General features: G+C 60.8%; 24 protein-coding genes and 1 pseudogene. 8 read left to right on the plus strand and 17 right to left on the minus strand.

From position 1 onward, the window contains the following. The coding region (locus BM275_RS20015) for a hypothetical protein (protein WP_090523169.1) at positions 1-326 on the plus strand (326 nt) is incomplete at its 5' end. Between the two features lie 28 nt (positions 327-354). Here the strand turns inward: BM275_RS20015 and tyrS are convergent. Further along, positions 355-1,554: a tyrosine--tRNA ligase gene (gene tyrS, locus BM275_RS20020; RefSeq protein WP_090523170.1), complete on the minus strand. Its 1,200-nt coding sequence runs from the start codon at positions 1,552-1,554 to the stop codon at positions 355-357. 170 nt (positions 1,555-1,724) lie between these two features. Here tyrS and BM275_RS20025 point away from each other — a divergent pair, with 170 nt between their 5' ends. Together BM275_RS20025 and BM275_RS20030 are read left to right on the plus strand one after the other, a co-directional pair. Next, positions 1,725-3,140, plus strand: coding sequence for a peptidoglycan DD-metalloendopeptidase family protein (locus BM275_RS20025; protein ID WP_090523171.1), 1,416 nt, complete (start codon positions 1,725-1,727; stop codon positions 3,138-3,140). 2 nt (positions 3,141-3,142) lie between these two features. Further along, positions 3,143-4,234 carry an anhydro-N-acetylmuramic acid kinase gene (locus BM275_RS20030; protein ID WP_090523172.1) on the plus strand — a complete coding sequence of 364 codons (1,092 nt, stop codon included), beginning with the start codon at positions 3,143-3,145 and terminating at the stop codon, positions 4,232-4,234. 51 nt (positions 4,235-4,285) lie between these two features. On the opposite strand, the gene erpA is transcribed toward BM275_RS20030, so the two are convergent. Together erpA and argC are read right to left on the minus strand one after the other, a co-directional pair. Further along, positions 4,286-4,636: an iron-sulfur cluster insertion protein ErpA gene (erpA, locus tag BM275_RS20035; RefSeq protein ID WP_003285497.1), complete on the minus strand. Its 351-nt coding sequence runs from the start codon at positions 4,634-4,636 to the stop codon at positions 4,286-4,288. A gap of 111 nt (positions 4,637-4,747) precedes the next feature. Then, positions 4,748-5,782 (minus strand): N-acetyl-gamma-glutamyl-phosphate reductase, encoded by a 1,035-nt coding sequence (gene argC / locus BM275_RS20040; RefSeq protein WP_041015127.1) that lies wholly within the window; start codon positions 5,780-5,782, stop codon positions 4,748-4,750. A 128-nt stretch (positions 5,783-5,910) separates the two neighbouring features. On the opposite strand from argC, the gene hemJ reads away from it, so the two are divergent. After that, positions 5,911-6,339, plus strand: a complete 429-nt coding sequence (gene hemJ, locus BM275_RS20045; RefSeq protein ID WP_014821649.1) for a protoporphyrinogen oxidase HemJ — start codon at positions 5,911-5,913, stop codon at positions 6,337-6,339. Positions 6,340-6,468: 129 nt separating this feature from the next. Beyond that, entirely contained in the window at positions 6,469-7,425 is a 957-nt protein-coding gene (locus BM275_RS20050; RefSeq protein WP_090523173.1) for a DUF805 domain-containing protein, read from the plus strand. Positions 7,426-7,441: 16 nt separating this feature from the next. On the opposite strand, the gene BM275_RS20055 is transcribed toward BM275_RS20050, so the two are convergent. Beyond that, complete coding sequence (locus BM275_RS20055; RefSeq protein ID WP_090523174.1) at positions 7,442-8,920, minus strand: AAA family ATPase; 1,479 nt, start codon at positions 8,918-8,920, stop codon at positions 7,442-7,444. A gap of 78 nt (positions 8,921-8,998) precedes the next feature. On the opposite strand from BM275_RS20055, the gene BM275_RS20060 reads away from it, so the two are divergent. Both BM275_RS20060 and coq7 read left to right on the plus strand, forming a co-directional pair. Further along, a complete protein-coding gene (locus BM275_RS20060) occupies positions 8,999-9,340 on the plus strand; it encodes a histidine triad nucleotide-binding protein (RefSeq protein WP_023445867.1) in 342 nt (113 codons plus the stop codon). Between the two features lie 64 nt (positions 9,341-9,404). Continuing rightward, entirely contained in the window at positions 9,405-10,052 is a 648-nt protein-coding gene (gene coq7 / locus BM275_RS20065; RefSeq protein WP_090523175.1) for a 2-polyprenyl-3-methyl-6-methoxy-1,4-benzoquinone monooxygenase, read from the plus strand. Between the two features lie 57 nt (positions 10,053-10,109). Here coq7 and speD read toward each other — a convergent pair whose 3' ends face one another. Both speD and BM275_RS20075 read right to left on the minus strand, forming a co-directional pair. Beyond that, positions 10,110-10,910 (minus strand): adenosylmethionine decarboxylase, encoded by an 801-nt coding sequence (gene speD, locus BM275_RS20070; protein WP_090523215.1) that lies wholly within the window; start codon positions 10,908-10,910, stop codon positions 10,110-10,112. Positions 10,911-11,134: 224 nt separating this feature from the next. Then, positions 11,135-11,557 (minus strand): OsmC family protein, encoded by a 423-nt coding sequence (locus BM275_RS20075; RefSeq protein ID WP_014821655.1) that lies wholly within the window; start codon positions 11,555-11,557, stop codon positions 11,135-11,137. 212 nt (positions 11,558-11,769) lie between these two features. On the opposite strand from BM275_RS20075, the gene crp reads away from it, so the two are divergent. Next, a complete protein-coding gene (gene crp, locus BM275_RS20080) occupies positions 11,770-12,414 on the plus strand; it encodes a cAMP-activated global transcriptional regulator CRP (protein ID WP_014821656.1) in 645 nt (214 codons plus the stop codon). Positions 12,415-12,459: 45 nt separating this feature from the next. On the opposite strand, the gene trpC is transcribed toward crp, so the two are convergent. From trpC to BM275_RS20135, 11 genes and pseudogenes are all read right to left on the minus strand, one after another. Then, positions 12,460-13,302, minus strand: coding sequence for an indole-3-glycerol phosphate synthase TrpC (gene trpC, locus BM275_RS20085; RefSeq protein ID WP_013981696.1), 843 nt, complete (start codon positions 13,300-13,302; stop codon positions 12,460-12,462). Then, positions 13,299-14,345: an anthranilate phosphoribosyltransferase gene (gene trpD, locus BM275_RS20090; RefSeq protein ID WP_090523176.1), complete on the minus strand. Its 1,047-nt coding sequence runs from the start codon at positions 14,343-14,345 to the stop codon at positions 13,299-13,301. The genes trpC and trpD overlap by 4 nt, the downstream gene beginning before the upstream one ends. Further along, a complete protein-coding gene (locus BM275_RS20095) occupies positions 14,345-14,938 on the minus strand; it encodes an aminodeoxychorismate/anthranilate synthase component II (RefSeq protein ID WP_003285514.1) in 594 nt (197 codons plus the stop codon). Before BM275_RS20095 ends, trpD begins: the two co-directional genes overlap by 1 nt. A 2-nt stretch (positions 14,939-14,940) precedes the next feature. Beyond that, positions 14,941-16,425: an anthranilate synthase component I gene (gene trpE, locus BM275_RS20100; protein WP_090523178.1), complete on the minus strand. Its 1,485-nt coding sequence runs from the start codon at positions 16,423-16,425 to the stop codon at positions 14,941-14,943. A 70-nt stretch (positions 16,426-16,495) separates the two neighbouring features. Next, positions 16,496-17,306, minus strand: a pseudogene (locus BM275_RS20105) (phosphoglycolate phosphatase). Next, on the minus strand, positions 17,303-17,977 hold the full coding sequence (gene rpe / locus BM275_RS20110; RefSeq protein WP_090523217.1) for a ribulose-phosphate 3-epimerase: 675 nt from the start codon (positions 17,975-17,977) through the stop codon (positions 17,303-17,305). The pseudogene BM275_RS20105 and the gene rpe overlap by 4 nt, the downstream one beginning before the upstream one ends. Before the next feature lie 104 nt (positions 17,978-18,081). After that, positions 18,082-19,362, minus strand: a complete 1,281-nt coding sequence (gene gabT / locus BM275_RS20115) for a 4-aminobutyrate--2-oxoglutarate transaminase (RefSeq protein ID WP_090523179.1) — start codon at positions 19,360-19,362, stop codon at positions 18,082-18,084. Between the two features lie 158 nt (positions 19,363-19,520). After that, on the minus strand, positions 19,521-20,996 hold the full coding sequence (gene gabD / locus BM275_RS20120; RefSeq protein ID WP_090523181.1) for an NADP-dependent succinate-semialdehyde dehydrogenase: 1,476 nt from the start codon (positions 20,994-20,996) through the stop codon (positions 19,521-19,523). Between the two features lie 12 nt (positions 20,997-21,008). Continuing rightward, positions 21,009-21,836: an ABC transporter permease gene (locus BM275_RS20125; RefSeq protein WP_058063699.1), complete on the minus strand. Its 828-nt coding sequence runs from the start codon at positions 21,834-21,836 to the stop codon at positions 21,009-21,011. A 63-nt stretch (positions 21,837-21,899) separates the two neighbouring features. Then, positions 21,900-23,153 (minus strand): ABC transporter permease, encoded by a 1,254-nt coding sequence (locus BM275_RS20130; protein ID WP_090523184.1) that lies wholly within the window; start codon positions 23,151-23,153, stop codon positions 21,900-21,902. 63 nt (positions 23,154-23,216) lie between these two features. Then, the gene (locus BM275_RS20135; protein ID WP_090523186.1) at positions 23,217-24,248 is read right to left on the minus strand and encodes an ABC transporter substrate-binding protein; all 1,032 of its coding nucleotides are present in this window, start codon (positions 24,246-24,248) and stop codon (positions 23,217-23,219) included. Positions 24,249-24,285: the final 37 nt, after the last annotated feature.

Here is a 24,285-nt window from a genome sequence, read left to right on the forward strand (position 1 = left end):
ATTCTACAGCAGCCTTGTTACCTGTCAAGCTGTTTTTGAAGAAGTTTTTCTTTCTTCTCAACCGCTTGCGCTTCAGATCAACTTGCGCCTCTCGTCAGCGGGAGGCGAATCATACAGCGTTCAAAACCGCTGTCAACCACCTCTTTCAATCGCTTCCGATCAACCCGACCGAAGCCGCCAACAGGATTCAACCACCACCCTGCCAGCCCGGCGCATTCTACTCGAATCCGCCATCCGTGCAACCCTTTTATTTCGCTAACCTTTTGATTTACAAGAGGTTTTGCTTAAGGACTGCGCCGGAAGTGGTGCGCATTATAGGAGCCTGAAAATTAACGTCAACCGTTTATTTCAGTTTTATTCTGCCTTGAGGGAAATACGTGCAAACGACTTCTTTCCAGCCTGGCAAACATGGGTCGCGCCAAGCCTGAATACGAAACCACGATCCACTACCTGACCGTCAACACGGACACCGCCAGAACCCAGCAAGTCACGCGCGACAGCTGCATTCTTGACCAGCGCCGCCTTATTAAGGACCGACGCAATGGGCATGTCCTGCTCAGAGATCAGTTCGATTTCCGGAAGGTCTTCGGGAAGCTCACCCTCCTTCATCCGATTACCCGCAGAACGATGCGCAGCCGCAGCCGCTTCGTCCCCATGGAAACGCGCAACGATCTCCTCGGCCAACTTGATCTTGATATCCCGGGGATTGGATCCCCGCTCGACATCAGCACGAAACTCATCGAGCTCACCCTGCGACCGGAAGCTGAGCAGCTCGAAGTACCGCCACATGAGCGAATCAGGGATCGAGACCAACTTGCTATACATGACGCCTGGTGCTTCCTGGATCCCGACATAATTGCCAAGGGACTTGGACATCTTCTTCACGCCATCCAGCCCCTCAAGCAACGGCATGGTCACCACGCACTGCGAGGCCTGACCGTACGACCGCTGAAGCTCACGTCCCATAAGCAAGTTGAATTTCTGGTCAGTCCCTCCGAGTTCTATGTCAGCCCTCAACGCAACCGAGTCATACCCCTGGACGAGCGGATAGAGGAACTCATGGATGGCTATCGGCTGGTTCGTGGAGTAGCGCTTACTGAAATCATCACGCTCAAGCATACGAGCGACAGTATATTGAGAAGCTAGACGGATAAAGTCGGCTGGGGTCAGCTTGTCCATCCAGGTTGAATTGAACGCCACCTCGGTCTTTGCGGGATCCAGTATCTTAAAAACCTGGGACTTGTAAGTTTCGGCGTTCTCGAGGACCTGCTCTCTAGTCAACGGGGGCCGTGTGGCGCTTTTGCCACTTGGATCACCAATCATTCCGGTGAAATCCCCTATAAGGAAGATCACCTGATGCCCCAAGTCCTGAAGCTGGCGCATCTTATTAATGAGCACGGTATGCCCGAGATGAAGATCGGGAGCGGTAGGGTCGAATCCCGCTTTGACGCGCAACGGCTCGCCTCGCTCAAGCTTAGTGACCAGCTCCGATTCGACGAGCACCTCATCAGCGCCCCGTTTGATCACCGACAGTTGCTCTTCAACCGACTTCATGGCAAGCCCCGTACCATTATTAAAGGGCGACAACCTTACAAGATCGACGGCCGATTACAAGCCGCGCGCTTGTACCGACCAGCAGCTCAGCAGCCACAAGGGTTGCCTCCGATGCGCTTTGCTTATATTTTAGACAGTTATTTCCCGTGCAAAAATATGCCAGAAGCCCAATGATGCCTTCCAAATCAAAAGCTCCGAACTACCCCAAGAGCCATCTTCTGGCTGCCAGTGGTGTAGCTGCGCTGCTGAGCCTGGCGCTGCTTGTATTCCCATCACGTGAAGTCGAGGCTAAGAAGACCTTCATTGACTTGAAGCTCGAGTCCTCCTCTGGACAAATTGTCGTCGAGCCCGGCGACAGCCAACCAGGCCTGGTCGAGTCTCCCTTCGCTGCAACTGCCACGCTGGGCACATCATCCGAGGCCAAGAATGCTGAGCTACCGAAAGAAGAGGAGCTCACCCAGGCCCCTGCTCCAGAGTCAGACTCTCTGACGAAGACCGTGGTCGTGGCCAATGGGGATACGCTATCGACAGTATTTTCCAAAGTGGGCCTTTCCCCATCCGTCATGCATGCCGTCCTGTCGAGCAGCAAGGATGCCAAACAGTTTTCCCGTTTGAAGATCGGCCAGTCCCTTGAGTTTCAACTGACTGAGCAAGGCGGGCTAGCCGCCCTACGCAGCAAACTCAACAGCCTGGAAACGCTGGCGCTAGAGAAGACGCCTGACGGTTATTCATTCAAAAAAGAACAGATCAAGCCCGAAATCAGCTCCGTATACGCTCGCGGTGAGATTGATAGCAGTCTGTTTCTAGCCGCGAAGCGCGCGGGTCTCAGCCATAACCTGACGATGGATCTGGCCAACGTATTTGGCTACGACATCGACTTTGCACTCGACATTCGCAAAGGCGACAGCTTCGAAGTTATTTATGAAGAGAAGACCGTAGAGGGGCAACGCGTCGGTACCGGCAATATCCTCGCGGCGCGCTTTACCAATCGGGGCAAAACCTATTCTGCCGTTCGCTACACCAATAAGGATGGGGCCACCAGCTATTACAATGCTGACGGTACCAGCATGCGCAAAGCATTCATCCGAACGCCGGTGGACTTTGCACGTATCAGCTCTCGCTTTTCCAACGGTCGCAAACATCCGATCCTGAACAAGATCCGAGCGCACAAAGGGGTTGATTATGCAGCCCCGCACGGGACGCCTATCAAAAGCGCCGGTGACGGCAAAGTACTGCTTGCCGGGCGCAAGGGTGGCTATGGCAACACGGTGATCATCCAGCACGGCCAGCGCTACCGCACCCTGTATGCGCACATGCAAGGTTTTGCCAAAGGTGTGCGTAATGGATCCGCCGTAAAGCAAGGTCAGATCATTGGCTACATCGGCACAACCGGCCTTTCCACCGGCCCGCATCTGCATTATGAGTTCCAGGTCGACGGCGTTCATGTCGATCCGCTAGGCCTGAAACTACCGATGGCAGATCCGATCGCTCGCAACGAAAAGCAGCGCTTCATGCAACTGAGCCAGCCTCTGATGGCACGGATGGACGAAGAGAAGGCCACCGTATTGGCCCTCAACCAGCAGTAATCGTGGCTCTTTATCTGGGGGTGATGTCCGGTACCAGTCTTGATGGCCTGGACATCGCGCTCATCGAGCAGACAACCCGCACTCGGCTGATAGCCACCCGCTTCCAGGAAATGCCTGCCAAGCTAAAGCAAGATCTACTCGCCTTGTGCTCGTCTGGGCCGGACGAGCTGAAGCGCGCAGCTATTGCTGAGAACCAGTGGGCTACGCTCGCAGCAGAAACGGTTGATCAGCTGCTCATCGAACAGCAGCTTGCCCCGCAGTCGATACGCGCTATTGGCAGCCACGGTCAAACTATCAGGCATGAACCCCATCTCGGGTTCACGATTCAAATCGGCAACCCCGCTCTATTGGCGGAATTGACCGGCATAACCGTGGTTGGGGATTTTCGCCGACGCGACGTTGCTGCCGGCGGACATGGCGCACCGCTCGTGCCCGCTTTCCACGAATTCATCTTTGGCAATTCCCAGCGAGTCCGCGCGATTCTGAACATCGGGGGATTCAGCAATCTCAGCATTCTGTATCCAGGCAACCCTACCCATGGCTTCGATTGTGGGCCCGGCAACGTCCTGATGGACGCCTGGATTCAACGCCACAAGTGCTTGGCATACGACCGCAACGGCGATTGGGCGACGACCGGCATCGTGGATGAGGACCTACTCACCTTGATGCTCAACGAAGAGTTTTTCAAAACTCAGGGACCCAAAAGCACCGGACGCGAGCTTTTCAACCTGGCCTGGCTGGATAGACTTCTCGCCAAACGGAAAGGTCTGCAGCCTGCAGATGTCCAGGCGACGCTGCTCGAACTTACTGCGAGGAGCATAGCCGAGTCACTCATCGCCACTCAGCTGAACGTTGAGGAATTGCTTGTCTGCGGTGGCGGGGCGCATAACGCTGCGCTGATGCGAAGGTTACAGGTGCTGGCCCCGACCTGTGAGGTCAAAAGCACAGACAGCGAGGGGGTGCCGGCAGACTGGGTGGAGGCGATGGCATTTGCATGGTTGGCCCACTGCTGCCTGGAAGGCATCCCGGCAAATCGTCCCGCGGTCACTGGCGCACGGGGCTCTCGAATCCTTGGCGCCATCTATCCCGCCTGATGCCAGAAACGGAAACGCCGTGCAGTGCACGGCGCTTCGAGGCCACAGACATCAGATAGAAAACGACTGACCGCAACCACAGGTAGTCGTAGCGTTTGGATTCTTGATCACGAAACGAGAGCCTTCCAGCCCTTCCTGGTAGTCCACTTCTGCACCAGCCAGGTACTGGTAGCTCATGGGGTCGACCACGAGACTTACGCCCTCTCGCTCGATGATCGTATCGTCGTCGGCCACATCTTCATCGAAAGTAAAGCCGTACTGGAAACCCGAGCAGCCGCCTCCAGTGACGAAGACCCGCAGCTTCAAGCGCGGATTGCCTTCCTCATCGACCAAGCTCTTCACCTTGCTTGCCGCCCCCTGACTGAACTGGATGGCGGTGGGCGTGAAGGATTCGACACTCATTGGTTTCTCCTGGCGTGAAACGCCCTACTGCATTGACGGTGCATTATCGGCTTTCCTGACAAAACCGGTCAACTATTCGACCAGCTTCAGCGCTCCGATGTGAAAACCGGTTTATGGCAGGAGCGCCACATTTCCAAGTCCCAGTTTTTCATTCAGATCGAACAGGATATTCATATTCTGGATCGCCTGGCCGGATGCGCCTTTCACCAGGTTGTCGATCACGGACAGCACGACCACCAGGTCACCGTCCTGCGGACGATGTACGGCAATGCGGCAAACGTTAGCGCCACGCACGCTACGTGTCTCCGGATGACTGCCGGCCGGCATCACATCGACGAACGGCTCGTTGGCATAACGGCGCTCATAAAGGCGCTGCAGATCCACGGAAGTATCGGCAACGGTGGCGTACAGCGTCGCGTGGATACCACGGATCATCGGAGTCAGGTGCGGGACAAAAGTCAGCCCGACGTCACCTTGCGCGGCTCGGCGCAGACCTTGGCTGATCTCCGGCAGATGCCGGTGCCCTTTGACCGCATACGCCATCATGCTTTCGCCAGCCTCGGTGAACAGGGAACCGATCTTCGCTGCGCGCCCGGCACCGCTGACGCCCGACTTGCAATCCGCAATCAAGCGCGAGGCATCAGCAAGACCATTTTCAAGCAGCGGTAGAAAGCCCAGCTGGGTAGCGGTCGGGTAACAGCCAGGAACGGCAATCAGGCGTGCCTTTCTGATCTGCTCGCGATTGACTTCAGGCAGTCCATACACGGCCTCAGCGAGCAGTTCAGGCGCACCGTGAGCCTGTCCGTACCATTTCGCCCACTCTTCAGCATCCTGCAGGCGGAAATCGGCAGACAAATCAATGACTCGGGTTCCGGCTGCCAGCAACTCGCCAGCAAGTGCATGGGCGACGCCATGAGGGGTCGCGAAGAACACCACGTCGCATCCACCCAACGTTGCTGCGTCCGGAACACTGAAAGCGAGGTCGTCGTAGTGGCCTCGCAGATTGGGGTACATGTCGGTGACCTTCACCCCATCCTCAGAGCGGGAGGTGATGACAGCCACTTCGGCCTGCGGATGCTGAGCAAGCAGGCGCAGCAGTTCGACGCCCGTATAGCCTGTGCCGCCAACGATACCGACCTTGATCATGACCTGCCCTCAACTGGAAACGTAAAAGCGCGATGATAAAGCTGCTTTGATCGCGGGCCAACCGCCGGGATGACGGGGGCGAACGCAGCCACTACTATCGACGCATTCGCCCCCGCAGGATTCCATAGATGCTCTACCTTTGGCTCAAAGCACTGCACATCATCGCCGTCGTCTGCTGGTTCGCCGGACTTTTCTATCTTCCTCGCCTGTTCGTTTATCACGCGATGAGTGAGGATGAGCCCAGTCGAGAGCGCTTCAAGATCATGGAGCGTAAGCTTTACCGCGGCATCATGCTTCCTTCCATGATCGCCACGCTTGTGTTTGGCATATGGATGGTCATTCTGAATCCCGGTTTGTTCGGTACAGGCGGCTGGCTTCACGCCAAGTTGGCGCTGGTCCTTGTATTGGTCGGCTATCACCACGTATGCGGCGCACAACTGAAGCGGTTTGCTCGTGACGAGAACATTCGCGGGCACGTGTTCTATCGCTGGTTCAATGAAGTCCCGGTCCTGTTTCTGCTGGCCATCGTGATCCTTGTCGTCGTCAGGCCCTTCTGAGCTGGCCGACAGCTGATCAGTTGAGTTCGCGCATTGTGTTACCTGACTCGGAAACCGGAGCATACGCTGTTGTATCGGCTGTTCCTCCCCTCTAATCTGCCGCAACCATCCCTGTGACACGGACGCCACATGCAACAAGCTCAATTCAAAATCGTCTTCACCGGCGAACTTATGCCCGACATGCCGCTTGAGGCGGTAAAGGCAAACCTGGCAGTCCTGTTCAAGACCGACCCAAGCAAGGTCGAGCGATTGTTCAGTGGCCAGGCGGCCGTGATCAAAAGCAAGCTAAGCAGCCAGGAAGCCGACAAGTACATCGGCGCGCTGCACCGCGCTGGCGCCAGGGCATACAAAGAGCCTGAGCACACCAGCCCCACCCTGAGCCTAGTGCAGACGGATGAAGAACTGGCGGCGGCCCAAGGTGACAACCCACCTGCCGCGCTCATGACATGTCCTAAATGCGGGCACACACAAAGCCACGCCAATGAGTGCAGTACGTGCGGCATCATCATCGAGAAGTATCTGGCGCGTCAGGCGCAGCTTCATGAGAGTGTTGCACCTCAGGGCGCCAGCGCAACGGTGTCACCTTACGCCCCGCCTTCTGCAAACGTCAGCGAAGCAATGCCTCGACATGGCGACCTCAAGCCTTTTTCCGTCACAGGCCGGATTGGCCGTCTGCGTTATCTAGCGTGGTCACTGGTGATCATGTTCGCGGCCACGGGCTTGTTCGGTGTCGCCGCGATAATGACGGCAATCTCCAGCACGATGGGGCTCATCTGCATGGGCTTGATCGGCATCGGCATGCTCGTGGTCAGCGTGCAGATCGGCGTTCAGCGCCTGCATGACTTCGGCTGGTCCGGCTGGCTGATCCTGCTCAATCTGGTCCCGGTGCTGGGCAGCCTGTTTCCCTTCGTCATGCTGCTGATGCCGGGGAGTCGGGAAGTCAATCGCTATGGTTCTCCACCACCGCCCAACAGCCGGTCGGTGAAGATCCTCGCCGCGCTGTGGCTGCTGTTGATCATCTCCGGCCTAGTGGCGGCGCTGACCATCCCCGCGCTGGTGAAAATGCGTCAGGGAGCCGGCTTCTAGCTGCTGAAGCAGACCCTCAATCGGCTTGTACCGTGCGCCCCCTTGCCCACTCCCGCAGTGCATCGAGGCGCTCGGCCATGACAACCGACAACGGCGATGTTGCACGAATGCAGTCGAGCAGCATCGCTTGATCGACATCCCGTTGCTGGGCCTGGCCGGCATAAACCGCGCTGACCACCACCTGCTCGATCTCGGCGCCGGAGAAACCATCACTCGCCCCGGCCAGTACCATCAGCCCCATATCATCAGGTTGCAGTTCGCGTCGCGTGAGATGGATGCGGAAGATCTCCGCACGCGTCGCGAGATCTGGCAAATCCACGAAGAAGAGTTCGTCGAATCGCCCCTTTCGCAGCAGCTCTGCAGGCAGCCGATCGATGGCGTTTGCCGTAGCCACCATGAATACCGGCGCGCTACGCTCGGCCATCCACGTCAGCAGTGTGCCCAGTACCCGCTGGCTTACGCCGCCATCCATATCGCCGGTCGCCAAACCTTTTTCGATCTCGTCCATCCACAAAACGCAAGGCGCCATCTGTTCCGCGAGGGTCAGCGCTTCACGCAGGTTACGCTCGGTTTCACCGAAATACTTGTTGTACAAGCAGGCGAAATCCAACCGTAGCAACGGCAGCCCCCACAGACCGGCGACCGCCTTGGCGGCGAGGCTCTTGCCGCCACCTTGCACCCCGACCAGCATCACGCCGCGCGGTAGATCATCGCCCTGACCATCCAGAAACGCGCCCTGCCGCTCCGCCAGCCAACGTTTGAAGTTGGCCAGACCACCCACCTCCGCGAAGCGGGCCGTCTCGTATTCGAACCCCAGCACCCCTTCGAGATCCAGCAGCTGAAACTTGCTGCGATTGAGCTCGGGAAGATCCTCCTGGGTGATCGCACCGTCATCACAGATGACATTACGTGCCAGCGCCCGCGCCTCTGCATGGCTCAGGCCGCGCAGATTCTTCACCACCTGCTGCAACGTGCGATTGTCGGTGCGAACGCGAGCACCGCGATTACGCTCGCTCCAGCGGGTGGCTTCCTCGCGGACGATGGCAAGCAGCTCTTCCTCAGCCGGCAGCGAAAGGCTGAAGCGTGCTGCGTAGCGTTGCACTTCAGGCGGCAGCTTGAGCGCATGCGACACCAGCACGAGGGTCGGCGCCACAGGCGCTTCACTCATCGCAATGTCCTTCAGCAGCCGCACCAACTTCGGCTCATCGAGAAACGGATGCAGATCGCAGAGGACGTACAGGTTCGCCCGGGGATCGTGCTTCACCAGTTTCAGCGCCACGTCCGGCGCGCAGCTTTCCTCGCCGCCCTGCAGCTCGCCGCCAAAGGACAGATGGCGCACCCCCTCGGTCGCCGACCACAGGTAGAAGCCCAAGCCTTGGCGCATGGCAAGCCCCGTCAGCGTCTCGAGCACTCTGCGCTCGTCCCAGGACTCAACCAGCACCAGTCGGACTCTCGAATCCAGAACCAAACCCAGATCATGAATATCGTTCTTCACATCACCTCCCTGTACAGCCTCACCACGGCTCATATGCCCTGATACACTGTTTGACCGACGCTCTCCCGGAGAACCGCCATGGATTGTCTGTTTTGCAAGATCGTGGACGGGGAAATACCCGCACGCAAGCTTTACGAGGACGATCAGGTTATCGCCTTCCACGACATCGCGGCTCAGGCCCCGGTGCACTTTCTGGTGATTCCGAAGAAACATATCGCCACCTTGCACGACCTGAACGAGGAGCACGACAAGGCGCTCGCCGGGCATATCCTCTTGACTGCGCAACGCCTGGCCACAGAGCAAGGGTGTCAGGATGGTTTTCGCGTGGTGATGAACTGCAATGACCTAGGCGGGCAGACGGTCAACCATATTCACATGCACGTACTCGGTCAGCGGCAGATGCATTGGCCGCCAGGCTGACAGCCAAGCGCCCAAACTGCAGCCTCATCCACTGCCCGTGGTTCCAACCTGTTCCGGAGGACATATGACCAGCCAACGCCACTACTCCCCAGCTGACCGCTTGCTGATGCAGGCCGATTCGGCCCTGCGCACGCTGTTGCCTTTCAGTGGCCAGCCAGCACGCCCGTCGCCGGCGGTATTGAAGAACGAGGCCGAACTCAGCGAGAGCGAGACCCGCCACGTTGCCGGCCTGATGCGCATCAACCACACCGGCGAAGTCTGCGCCCAGGCGCTGTACCAGGGCCAGGCCCTGACGGCTCGCCTCCCGCAGGTACGTTGGGCGATGGAACAGGCGGCGGATGAGGAAATCGACCATCTGGCCTGGTGTGAACAACGCATCCGCCAGTTGGGCAGCCACACCAGCGTGCTCAATCCGCTTTTCTACGGGCTGTCGTTCGGGATTGGCGCCACGGCCGGTCTGATCAGCGATCGCATCAGCCTGGGCTTCGTCGCTGCTACTGAAGATCAGGTCTGCAAGCACCTGGACGAGCATCTTGGCCAGCTGCCGGCAAGCGACGACAAATCCCGCGCCATTCTCGAGCAGATGCGCGAGGACGAGCAGCAGCACTCCACCGCCGCCATCAAGGCCGGAGGCCTGCGATTTCCAGCCCCGGTCAAATTCGGCATGAGCCTGGTATCCAAGGTCATGACCAAGGCGACTTATCGCATCTGACGTTTGCCACGAAAAAGGGCGCCGAAGCGCCCTTATCAATGACAATGCTGCTGAAGCCTACGCATGACGCGGCATGTTGCGCGCGTAGAAAATTTCCAGCATCTCGTGACGCAACCGTTTCTCGACGTGCTTGCGCTGCTCCGGAGAAAGATTGCTGGTCGCATCGCCGAACAGATAATTCTCCAGCTCGAAGTCCTTGAGCAGCATCTTGGTGTGGAACAGATTCTCCTGGTACACATTCACATCGGTCATCTGATAGACCGAGCGCGTGTCATCAGACAGGTAGTTCTGGATCGAGTTGATCTCGTGATCAATGAAGTGCTTCTTGCCCTCGACATCGCGGGTAAAACCGCGCACGCGATAATCCACGGTGACGATATCCGAATCGAACTGGTGGATCAGATAGTTGAGCGCCTTCAGCGGCGAGATAACGCCGCAGGTTGAAACATCGATATCGACGCGGAACGTGGCGATACCGTCCACCGGATGTATTTCCGGGTAGGTATGCACGGTGATGTGGCTTTTGTCGAGGTGCGCAAGAATGGTTTCGGGCAGCGGGCCAGGCGACTCCTCGATCTGACTGTCAGTTGGCGTCACCGGTTGTTCGGAGATCAGAATCGTCACGCTGGCGCCCTGCGGATCGTAATCCTGGCGGGCAATGTTGAGTATGTTGGCGCCAATGATGTCTACAACATCGGTCAGAATCTGTGTAAGCCGCTCGGCGTCGTATTCTTCATCGATGTACTGCACATATGCCTGCTGGTCCTCAGACGTCTCGGCATAGCAGATGTCGTAGATGTTGAAGCTCAAGGTCTTGGTCAGATTGTTGAACCCGTGAAGCTTGAGTTTGCTTTTCACCATTGGAAACATTCTCTTGTCGGGGCTCATGCCCGTCGGACACCGAAGCATCTGATCAGGACGGTAAACACCTCTTCGCGCCGGTGACGGCCGTTATTGCAATGGAATGAATGACACCCGAATCAATTGGGGCTGCGCATGATGCAGAGCGGGAGGCTTTTCGAAAGCGTCACCAGACCCACTCCCATCGATTGAGATAGCCGATAGCCGATAGCCGATAGCGGTCAGTCGAGCTCGACAATCTCGTAAGCATGGCTGATCTCGACGCCGGCACGACCAAGCATGATTGAGGCCGAGCAGTACTTCTCTGCCGAAAGCTCGACCGCGCGCTTGACCTGGGCCTCCTTCAGCGAGCGCCCCTTGACGACGAAACGCAGATGAATCTTGGTAAACACCTTTGGGTCTTCGGATGCACGGTCGGCCTCAACGAAGACTTCGCAACTATCCACAGCCTGCCGCGACTTTTTCAGGATGCTCACTACATCGAAGTTACTGCAGCCACCCAGGCCAAGTAGCAGCATCTCCATGGGGCGTACGCCAAGGTTACGTCCGCCGTTCTCGGGCGGCCCATCCATCACCACGACATGTCCGCTGCCGGACTCGCCAAGGAACATCGCACCGTCGACCCATTGAATGCGCGCTTTCATCGCCAGCTCCAATAAAAACAGGGCGACAAGCTTAGCATGGGCCTTTAAATCGACAGCGTCACATACGCGACTAAAGGTGCGTTGACCCACACGTTTCGCCTGTCGCAACTTTGCAACTGCTTCGCCTTGGTCTGTTAAGCTCACGAAAGCTGAATGACAGCCACATATAACAATAATCAGTCTTTATTGAATACTTATCCGGGACCCACAGCATGGTAGCTATCTCTCTTACGCCCAAGATAAAGAATATCGACAAGTTGCTCGCCCACTGCCATAGACGGCGATACACGGCGAAGAGCACGATCATTTACGCAGGCGACCGTTGCGAGTCGCTTTTTTTCATCGTCAAAGGCTCGGTCACCATTCTTATCGAGGATGACGACGGTCGCGAGATGATCATCGCCTATTTGAATGCAGGCGACTTTTTCGGAGAGATGGGGCTTTTCGAGAAAGAAGGAGCGGAAAAGGAACGCAGCGCCTGGGTTCGCGCAAAGACCGAATGCGAAGTTGCCGAACTGAGCTATGCGAAGTTTCGCGAGCTGACCCAGCAGGATCCGGACATCCTCTATGCCCTCGGCAGTCAGATGGCCGAGCGTCTGCGCAACACCACACGCAAGGTCGGCGACCTGGCCTTCCTCGACGTTACCGGCCGTGTCGCGCGTACCTTGCTCGACCTGTGCAAGCAGCCCGACGCCATGACTCATCCGGACGGCATGCAGATCAAGATCACCCGCCAGGAAATCGGCCGTATCGTCGGTTGCTCCCGCGAGATGGTCGGTCGAGTGCTCAAGAGCCTGGAAGCCCAGGGTCTCGTCTATGTCAAAGGCAAGACCATGGTGGTATTCGGCACTCGCTGATCCTTCAGACCGCTACCTGCCAGCGCGCAATGCGCGGGCAGACGGTCACTCCGGATCGGCAGCGACAGGGGCCGCACGGCCGCGCGAACGATCAGGGTAGAACAGGCGCTGCAGCTCTACGCCAGGTTGCTCGGCGCGCATGAACGCCTCGCCCACCAGGAATGCGTAGACCTGGTTTATTTCCATCAGCTCGACATCGGCACGATTGAAGATCCCGCTCTCGGTCACCACCAGACGATCCTTTGGAATCCGCGGCAGCAGATCCAGCGTGGTTTCCAGATTGACCTCGAAGGTATGCAGGTTGCGGTTGTTGATGCCCACCAGCGGCGTTTCCAGACGCAGCGCACGTTCGAGTTCGGCAGCGTCGTGCACCTCTACCAGCACGTCCAGCCCCTGCTGCTTGGCCACCGCGGCCAGCTCGTGCATACGCACATCGTCCAGTGCCGCGACGATCAGCAGAATGCAGTCGGCGCCAAGCGCGCGCGCTTCGACCACCTGATACGGGTCGATCATGAAATCCTTGCGGATAACCGGCAGCGAGCAAGCCGCCCGCGCCTGCTGCAGATATTCATCGGCGCCCTGAAAGAAATCGATATCGGTCAACACCGACAGGCAAGCAGCGCCCCCGGTCTCGTAGCTGGCGGCAATTTCGGCGGGCAGGAAGGGATCGCGAATGACCCCTTTGCTCGGCGATGCCTTCTTCACCTCAGCGATAACCGCAGGCTCCTTGCTGCGCACCCGGCGCTCAAGCGCGGCAGCGAAGCCACGCACCGGTTCGGCAGCTGCGGCACGCTGCTCCAGCTCACCCAGCCCGACCTGGCGACTGCGCTGCGCAACCTCCTCGAACTTGCGGGCGATGATCTTCTCCAGAACGGTCGGCACGCTCACTTTTGATTCTCCTGCTTGAACACTGCGGTGAAGGACACCAGTTCCTCCAGCTTGTCGCGCGCCAGCCCGGTGCTGCGCGCGTCATGGGCCATCTCGACGCCCTGCTTCAGGCTGCTCGCCAGGTCGGCGGCATACAGCGCAGCGCCAGCATTGAGCACGATCATGTCGGCAGCCTTCTGACCGTTCTCGCTCAGCCGACGCCCCAGCGCGTCGCGGATCAAGGCCAGCGAGCCCTGAGCGTCCTCTACGTTCAGGCCGATCAAACTCTGGCTCTTGATGCCAAAGTCCTCGGGCTGAATGCTGTATTCACGGATCTCACCATCCTTCAGCTCGGCAACATGCGTCGGCGCGGCCAGACTGATCTCGTCCAGCCCGTCCTGCGCATGCACCACCAGCACATGCTTGCTGCCCAGACGCGCCAGCACTTCGGCCATCGGCCGGCACAATGCCTTGCTGAACACGCCAAGCACCTGATGGCGGACGCCGGCCGGGTTGGCCATAGGGCCGAGGATATTGAACAGCGTACGTAGGCCGAGTTCGCGGCGCGGGCCGGCCGCGTGCTTCATGGCGCCATGATGGGCCGGGGCGAACATGAAGCCGACGCCGACCGTATCGACACTGCGCGCCACCTGCTCGGGCGTCAGGTCGAGGAAGACCCCGGCCGCCTCGAGCAGATCGGCGCTGCCGCTCTTGCCGGATACTGCGCGGTTACCGTGCTTGGCGACCTTGCCGCCAGCGGCCGCAACGACGAACGAGGCGGCAGTGGACACGTTGAAGATATTCATGCCGTCGCCACCGGTGCCACAGGTGTCGACAAGCTTGTCGGTGTCGAAACGCACCGGAGCGGCAAGCTCACGCATGACCTGCACGGCGCCGACGATCTCGTCGATGGTTTCGCTCTTCATGCGCATGCCCATGAGGAACGCACCGACCTGCGCATCAGTGCATTGACCGGTCATGATCTGGCGCATCACCGCCTGCATCTCTTCGGTGGTCAGGTCCAGCTGACCGACGATGCGGTTGAGGGCTTCCTTGATATCCATCAGCGCACGCCTCCGGTCTGCTTCAGAAAATTCGCGAACAGCTCGTGGCCCTGTTCGGTAAGGATCGATTCGGGGTGGAACTGCACACCCTCGATGTTCAGCGTTTTGTGCCGCAAGCCCATGATCTCGTCGACCGAGCCATCGTCCAGCTGGGTCCAGGCGGTGATTTCCAGGGAGTCGGGCAACGTCTCGCGCTTGACCACCAGCGAGTGGTAACGGGTGACGGTCAGCGGATTATTGAGCCCGGCGAACACACCCTGGTCATGGTGAAACACCGGGCTGGTCTTGCCGTGCATGGCCTGCCGAGCACGTACCACATCGCCACCGAAGGCCTGACCGATGCTCTGGTGGCCGAGGCAAACGCCGAGAATGGGCAACTTGCCGGCGAAATGACGGATCAGCTCCAGCGACACACCCGCCTCGTTCGGCGTGCACGGCCCCGGCGAGACGACGATGCGCTCCGGATTCAGCGCTTCGATCTCGGCCACGCTCAGCTCGTCGTTGCGCACCACCTTGACGTCGGCACCAAGCTCGCCGAGGTACTGCACGACGTTGTAGGTAAAGGAATCGTAGTTATCGAGCATCAACAGCATGATCAGTTCTCCTGCTGGTCGCGTTCGGCCAGGGCCACCGCACGGAACATGGCACGGCGCTTGTTCAGCGTCTCTTCCCATTCGAGTGCCGGCTGCGAGTCGGCGACGATGCCGGCACCGGCCTGCACGTGCAGCTCGCCGTCCTTGATCACCGCGGTACGAATTGCGATGGCGGTATCCATATTGCCGTTCCAGGCGAGGTAGCCGACCGCGCCGCCGTAGACGCCACGCTTGACCGGCTCGAGTTCGTCGATGATTTCCATGGCGCGAATCTTCGGTGCACCTGAGAGCGTGCCGGCCGGCAGGATCGCGCGCAGCGCATCCATCGCCGTCAATGGCGCCTTGAGCTGGCCGGTGACGTTGGAAACGATGTGCATGACATTCGAATAGCGCTCGATGACCATCTTCTCGGTCAGCCGCACCGTGCCGGTCTCGGCGACACGACCGACGTCGTTGCGGCCCAGGTCGATCAACATCAGGTGTTCGGCAAGCTCCTTGGCATCGCTGAGCAGGTCCTGCTCCAACGCCAGATCAGCTTCTTCGTTGGCACCGCGTGGACGCGTGCCGGCGATGGGGCGGACCGTGACCAGACCTTCCTCGACCCGCACCAGCACTTCTGGCGACGACCCCACCACGTGGAAGTCACCGAAGTTGAAGAAGTACATGTAGGGCGTCGGGTTGAAGCAACGCAGCGCGCGGTACAGATCGATCGGCGCGGCCTTGAACGGGATCGACATGCGCTGGGAAATCACCACCTGCATGCAGTCGCCGGCGAGGATGTAGTCCTTGATGCGGTTGACCGCCTGCTCGTAATCCTCGCGGCTGAAGCTGGAGCGGAAGGTCGGTTCGGCACCATTGCTCTTTTCGAAATCCAGGCCCAGGCGCGGCGTGATCGACTGGCGCAGCTTCGCCCGCAACGCGTGCAGGCGAGCCTGACCGGCCTCGTAGGCTTCCGGCTGCGACGGGTCGACCAGCACGATGCAGTGCAGCTTGCCGGCGAGGTTGTCGAACACCACCACGGCGTCGGAAACCATCAGCAGGATATCCGGTGTGCCCAGCGGATCCGGGTTGGGGCAATTGCCAAGTTTGCGCTCGACATAGCGCACGCTGTCGTAGCCGAAATAGCCGACCAGCCCGCCGTTGAAGCGCGGCAGGCCCTCCACCGGCGCGACGCGGTAGCGCTGCTGGAAGGACTCGACGAACGCCAGCGGATCTTCGACCTCACAGGTTTCGGTCTCGACGCCATCGGTAGTTATGCTGATGCGGTGATCCTGCACGCGCATTACAGTGCGGCAAGGCAGACCGATGATCGAATAGCGCCCCCACTTCTCGCCGCCCTGGACGGACTCGAGCAGGTAGGAATTCGGCGCATCGGCCAGTTTCAGGTATAGCGACAACGGGGTGTCGAAGTCGGCGAGGGTCTCGAACGACAGGGGAATGCGGTTATGGCCTTCGGCGGCCAAACGCAGGAATTCTTCGCGGGTCATGTCAGCCTCGTGGTCTGAGGAGGGTTCGAACGAACAACGGCAAACGCGCCGGCCTGGCCGGCAGGAAAAGTCAGGCGCGCCAGCGCCAACGGGCCAGGGCCTTGATGACTTTCATCCATTGTCTGCGGGTGAGCACCACGAGCGGATCTCTTCGGGGGGTCAAAAAGAGTCCGGCCACACTAGCGCAGCCCCGGAGCCGAAGCAACCAGCTCGCGCAGGTTGTCGAGCACCAGCGCTGGCTGCTCATTCGCGATGGGCTCGCCGTGGTTGTAGCCATAAGTGAGCGCGACACAGGGGACCGCCGCCGCCTTCGCAGCCCGCACGTCATTGCGCGAATCCCCCACGAACAGCGATTCGCGGGGCGCAACGCCCGCCTTGTCCATCACCCAGAACAGCGCCGCCGGATCGGGCTTCTGCTGCGGCAAGGTATCGCCACCGACCAGCCACTGGAAGTAACCGGCCAGCCCCTTCTCCTCCAGCAGTGGTTCGATGAACTGCGCCGGCTTGTTGGTGATGATCGCGAGCTTCACCTCGCGCTCGCGCAGCCAATCCAGGCATTCGCGAACGCCCGGATAGACGGTGGTTAGCTCATGGCCGCCGGAGTATGCCTGCATGAACAGCGCCAGCGCCTCATCGGCCAGCTCGTCGGCCACACCGTCATGGTTCAGCTGACCGGCCAATGCGCGACGCACCAGCACGCGCGAGCCATTGCCGACCCAGTCGCGCACCCGCTCGATGCCGGCGGGCTCGCGACCAAGCAACATCAACATCTTGTCCACCGCCGCGGCCAGGTCCGGCACTGAATCCATCAGGGTGCCGTCCAGGTCGAACATCACCAGCCGTGGCAATTTGCCGTCGAACAGTTGCTCCAGGCGAGTCATGGCCGGGCAAGCGCCAGCTCGGCGCGCATCTGGTCGATCACGGCTTTGTAATCCGGCTGGTTGAAGATCGCCGAGCCGGCAACGAAGGTATCGGCGCCCGCCGCAGCGATTTCGCGGATGTTCTTCGGATTGACGCCACCATCGATCTCCAGGCGAATCTCGCGACCGCTGGCGTCGATCAGCGCACGCGCTTCGCGCAGCTTGTCCAACGTGTTAGGAATGAATTTCTGTCCGCCGAAACCCGGGTTGACGCTCATCAGCAAGACCATGTCGACCTTGTCCATGACGTACTTGAGCACGTCCAGCGGCGTGGCCGGGTTGAACACCAGGCCGGCCTTGGCACCGCCGTCCTTGATCAGCTGCAGCGAACGGTCGATGTGCTCCGAGGCTTCCGGGTGAAAGGTGATGTAAGTCGCGCCGGCCTCAAGGAAGTCGCCGATCATGCGATCCACCGGCTTGACCATCAGATGCACGTCGATGGGCGCGGTCACGCCGTGCTTGCGCAGCGCCGAGCAGACCATCGGGCCGATGGTCAGATTGGGGACGTAGTGATTGTCCATCACATCGAAATGGACGATGTCGGCGCCAGCGGCCAGCACGTTGTCCACTTCCTCACCCAGACGGGCGAAATTGGCGGAAAGAATCGAAGGGGCGATAGCGAACGGCAGCATGACGACCTCGGGTAGCACGGCGGAATGCCGCGCATTGTACCCGAGGGTCAGGATTGCGGCGCGCCTGACATCCATTGCGGATGCCGGCGAGCCGCTAGGTCGGATCAGGTCAGCTCGTCGAAGCACTCTGCGATGATCGCCAATCCGCGGTCGAGCAGCTCGTCCTCGGCAGTCAGCGGCACCAGCACCCGCAGCACGTTGTAGTAGGTGCCACAGGACAGCAGGATCAGGCCCTTGTCCCGCGCCCGGGCGACGATCTGCGAGGTCAGGGCGGCAGCCGGTCGCGCATGATCGCCGTCCTCGAACAGCTCGATTGCGATCATCGCGCCCAAACCGCGCACCTCGCCGATCTCCTTGTGCTTGGCCTGGATTGCCTTGAGGCCCGTGGTCAGCCTCTCGGCTACCGCCTTGCAGCGGTCGAGCAGCTTCTCTTCCTCGAAGACTTCCAGCACCGCCAGCGCCGCGGCGCAGGACAGCGGATTGCCGGCGTAGGTGCCGCCCAGGCCGCCGGGGGCGATGGCATCCATGATCTCGGCTTTGCCACAGACGCCGGCAATCGGGAAACCACCGCCAACAGACTTGGCGAAGGTGGTCAGGTCGGCGACCACGCCCATCTGTTCCATGGCGAAGAAGGTGCCGGTACGCCCGGCGCCGGTCTGCACTTCGTCGGCGATCAGCAGGATGCCGTGTTCGTCGCACAGTGCGCGCAGGCGAGCCATGAAATCCTTCGGCGCGACGTTGAAGCCGCCCTCGCCCTGCACCGGCTCGATGATGATCGCGGCGATGTCGCGTGGCTCGGCGTCGTTCTTGAAGATGCGCTCGATGCTGGCGATCGAGTCATCGACGCTGACGCCATGAATGGCGCAGGGGTACAGCGCACGGAAGATACCGCCGGGCATCAGGCCCATTCCAGCGGAGTACGGCGCGACCTTGCCGGTCAGCCCCAAGGTCATCATGGTGCGGCCGTGATAGGCGCCGGTGAAGGCGATCACGCCGGCCCGCCCGGTGGCGGCGCGGGCGATCTTTACCGCGTTTTCCACCGCCTCGGAGCCGGTAGTGACAAGCAGGGTCTTCTTAGCGAAGTTGCCCGGCACCCGCGCGTTGATCTTCTCGCACAGCTCGACGTACGGCTCGTAGGCCAGCACCTGGAAGCAGGTGTGGGTCAGCTTGTGCAGCTGCTCCTCCACCGCCTTGACGATTTTCGGGTGCAGGTGTCCGGTATTCAGCACGGCAATGCCGCCGGCGAAGTCGATGAATTCGCGGCCTTCGACGTCGACCACGCTGCTGTTCTTCGCGTGGTCGGCAAAGATCGGGTGGATCTGGCCGACGCCACGCGGGACGGCGGCGACACGGCGTTGCATCATGGATTCGTTGGTCTTGCTCATAAGCTCCTCGGTAGCCGCTCATCGTCGGCACGGGTCATGAAGAACGCCAGGAAGCGGGCGCGGCAGCATACGATGATCGACTGCCGCGCTATCCGGAGCGTTCGGATTACAGTAAAACTCCGTGCATTATTTTGCACGCCTGTTTTAGGCCGCTGGTGTCAGATACCGCCCAGGCACAGGTATTTGATTTCCACGTATTCATCCAGGGCGTACTTCGAGCCTTCACGGCCCAGGCCGGAGGCCTTCATCCCGCCGAACGGCGCCACCTCGGTGGAGATCACTCCGGTGTTGATGCCGACCATGCCGTACTCCAGCGCCTCGGCGACACGGAACACCCGGCTCAGGTCGCGGGCGTAGAAATAGGCGGCGAGGCCGAACTCGGTGTCGTTGGCCTGGCGGATCACCTCGTCCTCGTCGCGGAAGCGGAACAGCGGCGCCAGCGGACCGAAGGTTTCCTCGCGCGCCACAACCATTTCGGCGGTGACGCCACCCACCAGCGTCGGCTCGAAGAAGTTGCCGCCAAGCGCATGGGGTTTGCCGCCGGCCAGCAGGGTGGCGCCCTTGTCCAGCGCGTCCTGCAAATGGCGCTGCACCTTGGCCACCGCCGCGGCATCGATCAGCGGACCGGTGGTCACGCCCTCATCCGCACCGTTGCCGACCTTCAGCCGCGCCACCGCAGCGGAAAGCTTGTCGACGAAGGCCTCATAGATGCCGTCCTGCACGTAGATGCGGTTGGCGCAGACGCAGGTCTGCCCGGCGTTGCGGTATTTGGAGATCATCGCGCCCTCGACCGCCGCATCCAGATCGGCGTCGTCGAAGACGATGAAGGGTGCGTTGCCGCCCAGCTCCAGCGAGAGCTTCTTCAGCGTCGGCGCGCACTGCTGCATCAGCTTGACTCCCACCGCGGTCGAGCCGGTGAACGAGAGCTTGCGCACGATAGGGTTCTCACAGAGTTCGGCCCCCACCTCACGGGACGTGGCGGCATCGGCGGTGATCACGCTGAACAGTCCCGCCGGAATGCCCGCACGCTCGGCCAGCGCGGCCAGCGCGGCCAGCGCCAGTGCCGAGAACGGTGTCTGCGGTGCCGGTTTGAGCACCATGGCACAGCCCGCGGCCAACGCCGGCCCAGCCTTGCGGGTGATCATTGCGCTGGGGAAATTCCACGGCGTGATCGCCGCGGTGACGCCGACTGGCTCCTTCTGCACCAGGATGCGCTTGTCGCCGGCGTGGGCAGGAATCACATCGCCGTAGAGGCGCTTGCCCTCCTCGGCGAACCACTCGAGAAAGGATGCGGCGTAGGCCACCTCGCCCCGCGCCTCGGCCAACGGCTTGCCCTGTTCGGCGGTCATGATCCGCGCCAGGTCTTCCTGATTCTCCAGCATCAGCTCATACCAGCGCCGCAGGCGCGCCGCGCGCTCCTTGGCGGTCAGCGCGCGCCAGGCCGGTTGGGCTGCCTGCGCGGCTTCGATGGCGCGGCGGGTTTCGCCGCGGCCCATGTTCGGCACGGCGCCGATCAGCTCGCCGGTGGCCGGATTGAAGATTTCGGTGCGCGCGCCACTGTCGGCCTCGCACCACTCACCGTTGAGATAGGCGGTTTGGCGCAACAGATCGGGTTGCCCAAGTTGCAGAGTCATGTGCGTATTCCGTCAGGCAGGTTGTTGAGTGCGCAGCTTCTCGGCACGGCCACGCAGCCACTCCAGAGTCAGCAGCAGGGCGATGGAGAAGCCGATCAGCAGCGTCGCCGCGGCGGCGATGGTCGGGCTGAGGTTTTCCCGTATGCCGCTGAACATCTGCCGTGGCAGGGTGATCTGCTCCGGGCCGGCGAGGAACAGCGTCACCACCACTTCATCGAACGAGGTGGCAAAGGCGAACAGCGCGCCGGAAATCACCCCCGGCGCGATCAGCGGCAGTGTCACCCGGAAGAACGCGGTCAGCGGTGATGCGCCGAGGCTGGCCGCAGCACGCACCAGGTTGTAGTTGAAGCCCTGCAGCGTCGCGGAGACCGTGATGATCACGAAGGGCACGCCGAGCACCGCGTGCACCAGGATCAGCGACAGGTAGCTGTTGCCCATGCCCAGCGGGGCAAAGAACAGGTAGCTGGCGACACCGATGATCACCACCGGCACTACCATCGGCGAGATCAGCACCGTCATCAGCAGCGCCTTGCCGCGAAATTCCGCGCGGGTCAGGCCGACCGCCGCCAGGGTGCCGAGCACCACGGCAAGAAAGGTCGCGGCGGGCGCGATGAGCATGCTGTTCTTCAGCGAGCGCATCCAGTCGGCCGAGCTGAACAGCGCCTCGTACCAACGCATGGAAAAGCCCTGCAAGGGATAGACGAGGAACGAGCCGGAATTGAACGACAGCGGCACGATGACCAGTACCGGCACGATCAGAAACAGCAGCACCAGCGCGCAGAGGATGCGCAGCGCGTAGTACCAGGCCCGTTCGACGGGCGACATATAGGGGCTCAGCATGAAAGGTTCTCCTGCCCGGCATGAAGACTCTGAAAAGGCGGCCGCGCCGCGACGTGCGTCATCTCAACCCAGCCGCAGGCGACTGGCACCAACCAGCCAGCTGTAGATGACGTACAGCAGCATGGTGGCGAGCAGCAGCAGGCCGCCCAACGCCGTGGCCATGCCCCAGTTGATGGTGGTGTTGGTGTAGAAGGCGACGAAGTAGCTGACCATCTGGTCGTTCGGGCTGCCGAGCAGCGCCGGGGTGATGTAGTAGCCGATCGAGATGATGAACACCAACAGGCAACCGGCACCGACGCCGGCCAGCGTCTGCGGGAAGTACACCCGCCAGAAGCTGGCGAACGGATGACAGCCCAGCGACACCGCGGCGCGCATGTAGCTCGGCGAGATGTTCTTCATCACGCTGTAGATCGGCAGGATCATGAACGGCAGCAGGATGTGCACCATGGCGATGTACACGCCGGTGCGGTTGAACACCAGCTGCAGCGGCTCGTCGATCAGACCCATCTTCAGCAACGCACCATTAATGAGGCCGCCGGACTGCAGCAGCACGATCCACGCCGCCACACGCACCAGAATCGAGGTCCAGAATGGCAGCAGCACCAGGATCATCAGCAGGTTGCTCTGCCGCGCCGGCAGGTTGGCCAGGAGATACGCCAGCGGGTAGGCCAAGAGCAGGCAGATCGAGGTGATCACCAGCCCCATCCAGAAGGTGCGGGCGAAGATGTCCAGATACACCGCCTGGTCCGGCGAGACCTTGGCCAGCTCGCCCAGCTCGTCGATGCGGTGATCCAGCGCCGCCAGCAGGTAGTAGCCGGTCACCGCACTGTCGTTGCGCTGGATCACCTGCCAGAACGCCGGATCGCCCCAGCGCTCGTCGAGGGCTTCCAGTGCCTCCTGATAAGAGGCTGGTGTCTCGCGAAACGGCATCGCCCGCGCAGTCTTGGTCAGCAGGCTGCGATAGCCCGCGAGCTCCATGTTCAACCGCTTGGACAGATCGCCCAGGCTCTGTTCACGGCGCGCCTGATACAGATCCTCGGCCAGCGCCTGATAGGCAGGCTCGGCTGGCAAGCCACGACCATCCCATTCGGCCAGCGCCGCCAGCGTGCGTGGCAGCGTGTTCACCACCTCCGGATTCTCGACGCTGCGCCAGAGCAGCGAGGCGATGGGCACCAGAAAGGTCAGCAGCACGAACAGCAGCAGCGGCAGGATCAGCGCCTGCGACTTGAGCTTGTTCACCCGCTCGGCCCGTGCCAGTCGCTGTTTCAGATTGGGCTCGGCGATCTCGTTCGCCGGCAGGGATATTGCTGTGGCCATGAAGACTCCGCGATTCGTTCCGATAGCTGGGACCGGCCCCGCCAATGCGGCGGGGCGCTCAGGTCAGCGTGCTGCCCGGGCGTTGAAGCGCTGTTCCAGCTGCTCGCCGTAGTCAGCCCAGAAGGTCACATCCATCGCCACCTGATCGGCGATGTTTTCCGGTGCGGTTGGCATCTGCGCCAGGCGCTTCTGATCCAGCAACGACACGGCCTGGGTGTTCGCCGGGCCGTAGGCGATGTTCTCGGAATAAGCCTTCTGCTGCTGCGGCTCGACCGTGAAGGCGATGAACTTGCGTGCCTGCTCCTGGCTCTTGGCGCCCTTGGGGATGGCCCAGGAATCGAAGTCATAGATGCCGCCACTCCAGACGATCTGCAGGTTGCTCTCGTCCTGCACGGCAGCGATGCGGCCGTTGTAGGCGCTGCTCATCACCACGTCGCCGGAGGCGAGGAACTGCGGCGGCTGCGCGCCGGCCTCCCACCACTGGATGTGCGGCTTGAGCTGATCGAGCTTTCTGAAGGCGCGGTTCTGTCCGTCCTTGGTGGCCAGCACCTTGTAGACGTCCTTGACCGGCACACCGTCGGCCATTAGTGCGAACTCAAGGGTGTACTTGGCGCCCTTGCGCAGGCCGCGCTTTCCGGGAAATTTCTCGGTATCCCAGAAATCCGCCCAGCTGGCCGGCGCGCTCTTGAGCTTGTCGGCGTTGTAGGCGAGCACCGTCGACCAGACGAAGAAACCGACGCCGCAGGGCTGGATCGTACCTTCGACGAAATCATCCGGATTGCCGACGATGCCCGGGTCGAGTTCCTCGAACAGCCCTTCATCGCAGCCGCGAGACAGTTCCGGTGACTCCACTTCCACCAGGTTCCACGACACGCTGTTGGTGTCGACCATTGCCTTGACCTTGGCCATTTCGCCGTTGTACTCGCCGGCGATGATGCGGCCGTGCCCCGCCGCGTCCCACGGCTCGTAGAAGGCCTTGACTTGGGCCTGCTTGTTGGCGCCGCCGAAGCTCACCGCGGTGAGATTCTCGGCAGCCGCGTGTCCGGCACAGACGAGTCCGAGCGCCAGCGCGGACAGTTTCAGGTAGTTGCTCATACCAGTTCGCTCCTTGATGCAGTTGTGTGGGTTTTTC

The organism is Stutzerimonas kunmingensis (assembly GCF_900114065.1).
Classification (GTDB): Bacteria; Pseudomonadota; Gammaproteobacteria; order Pseudomonadales; family Pseudomonadaceae; genus Stutzerimonas; species Stutzerimonas kunmingensis.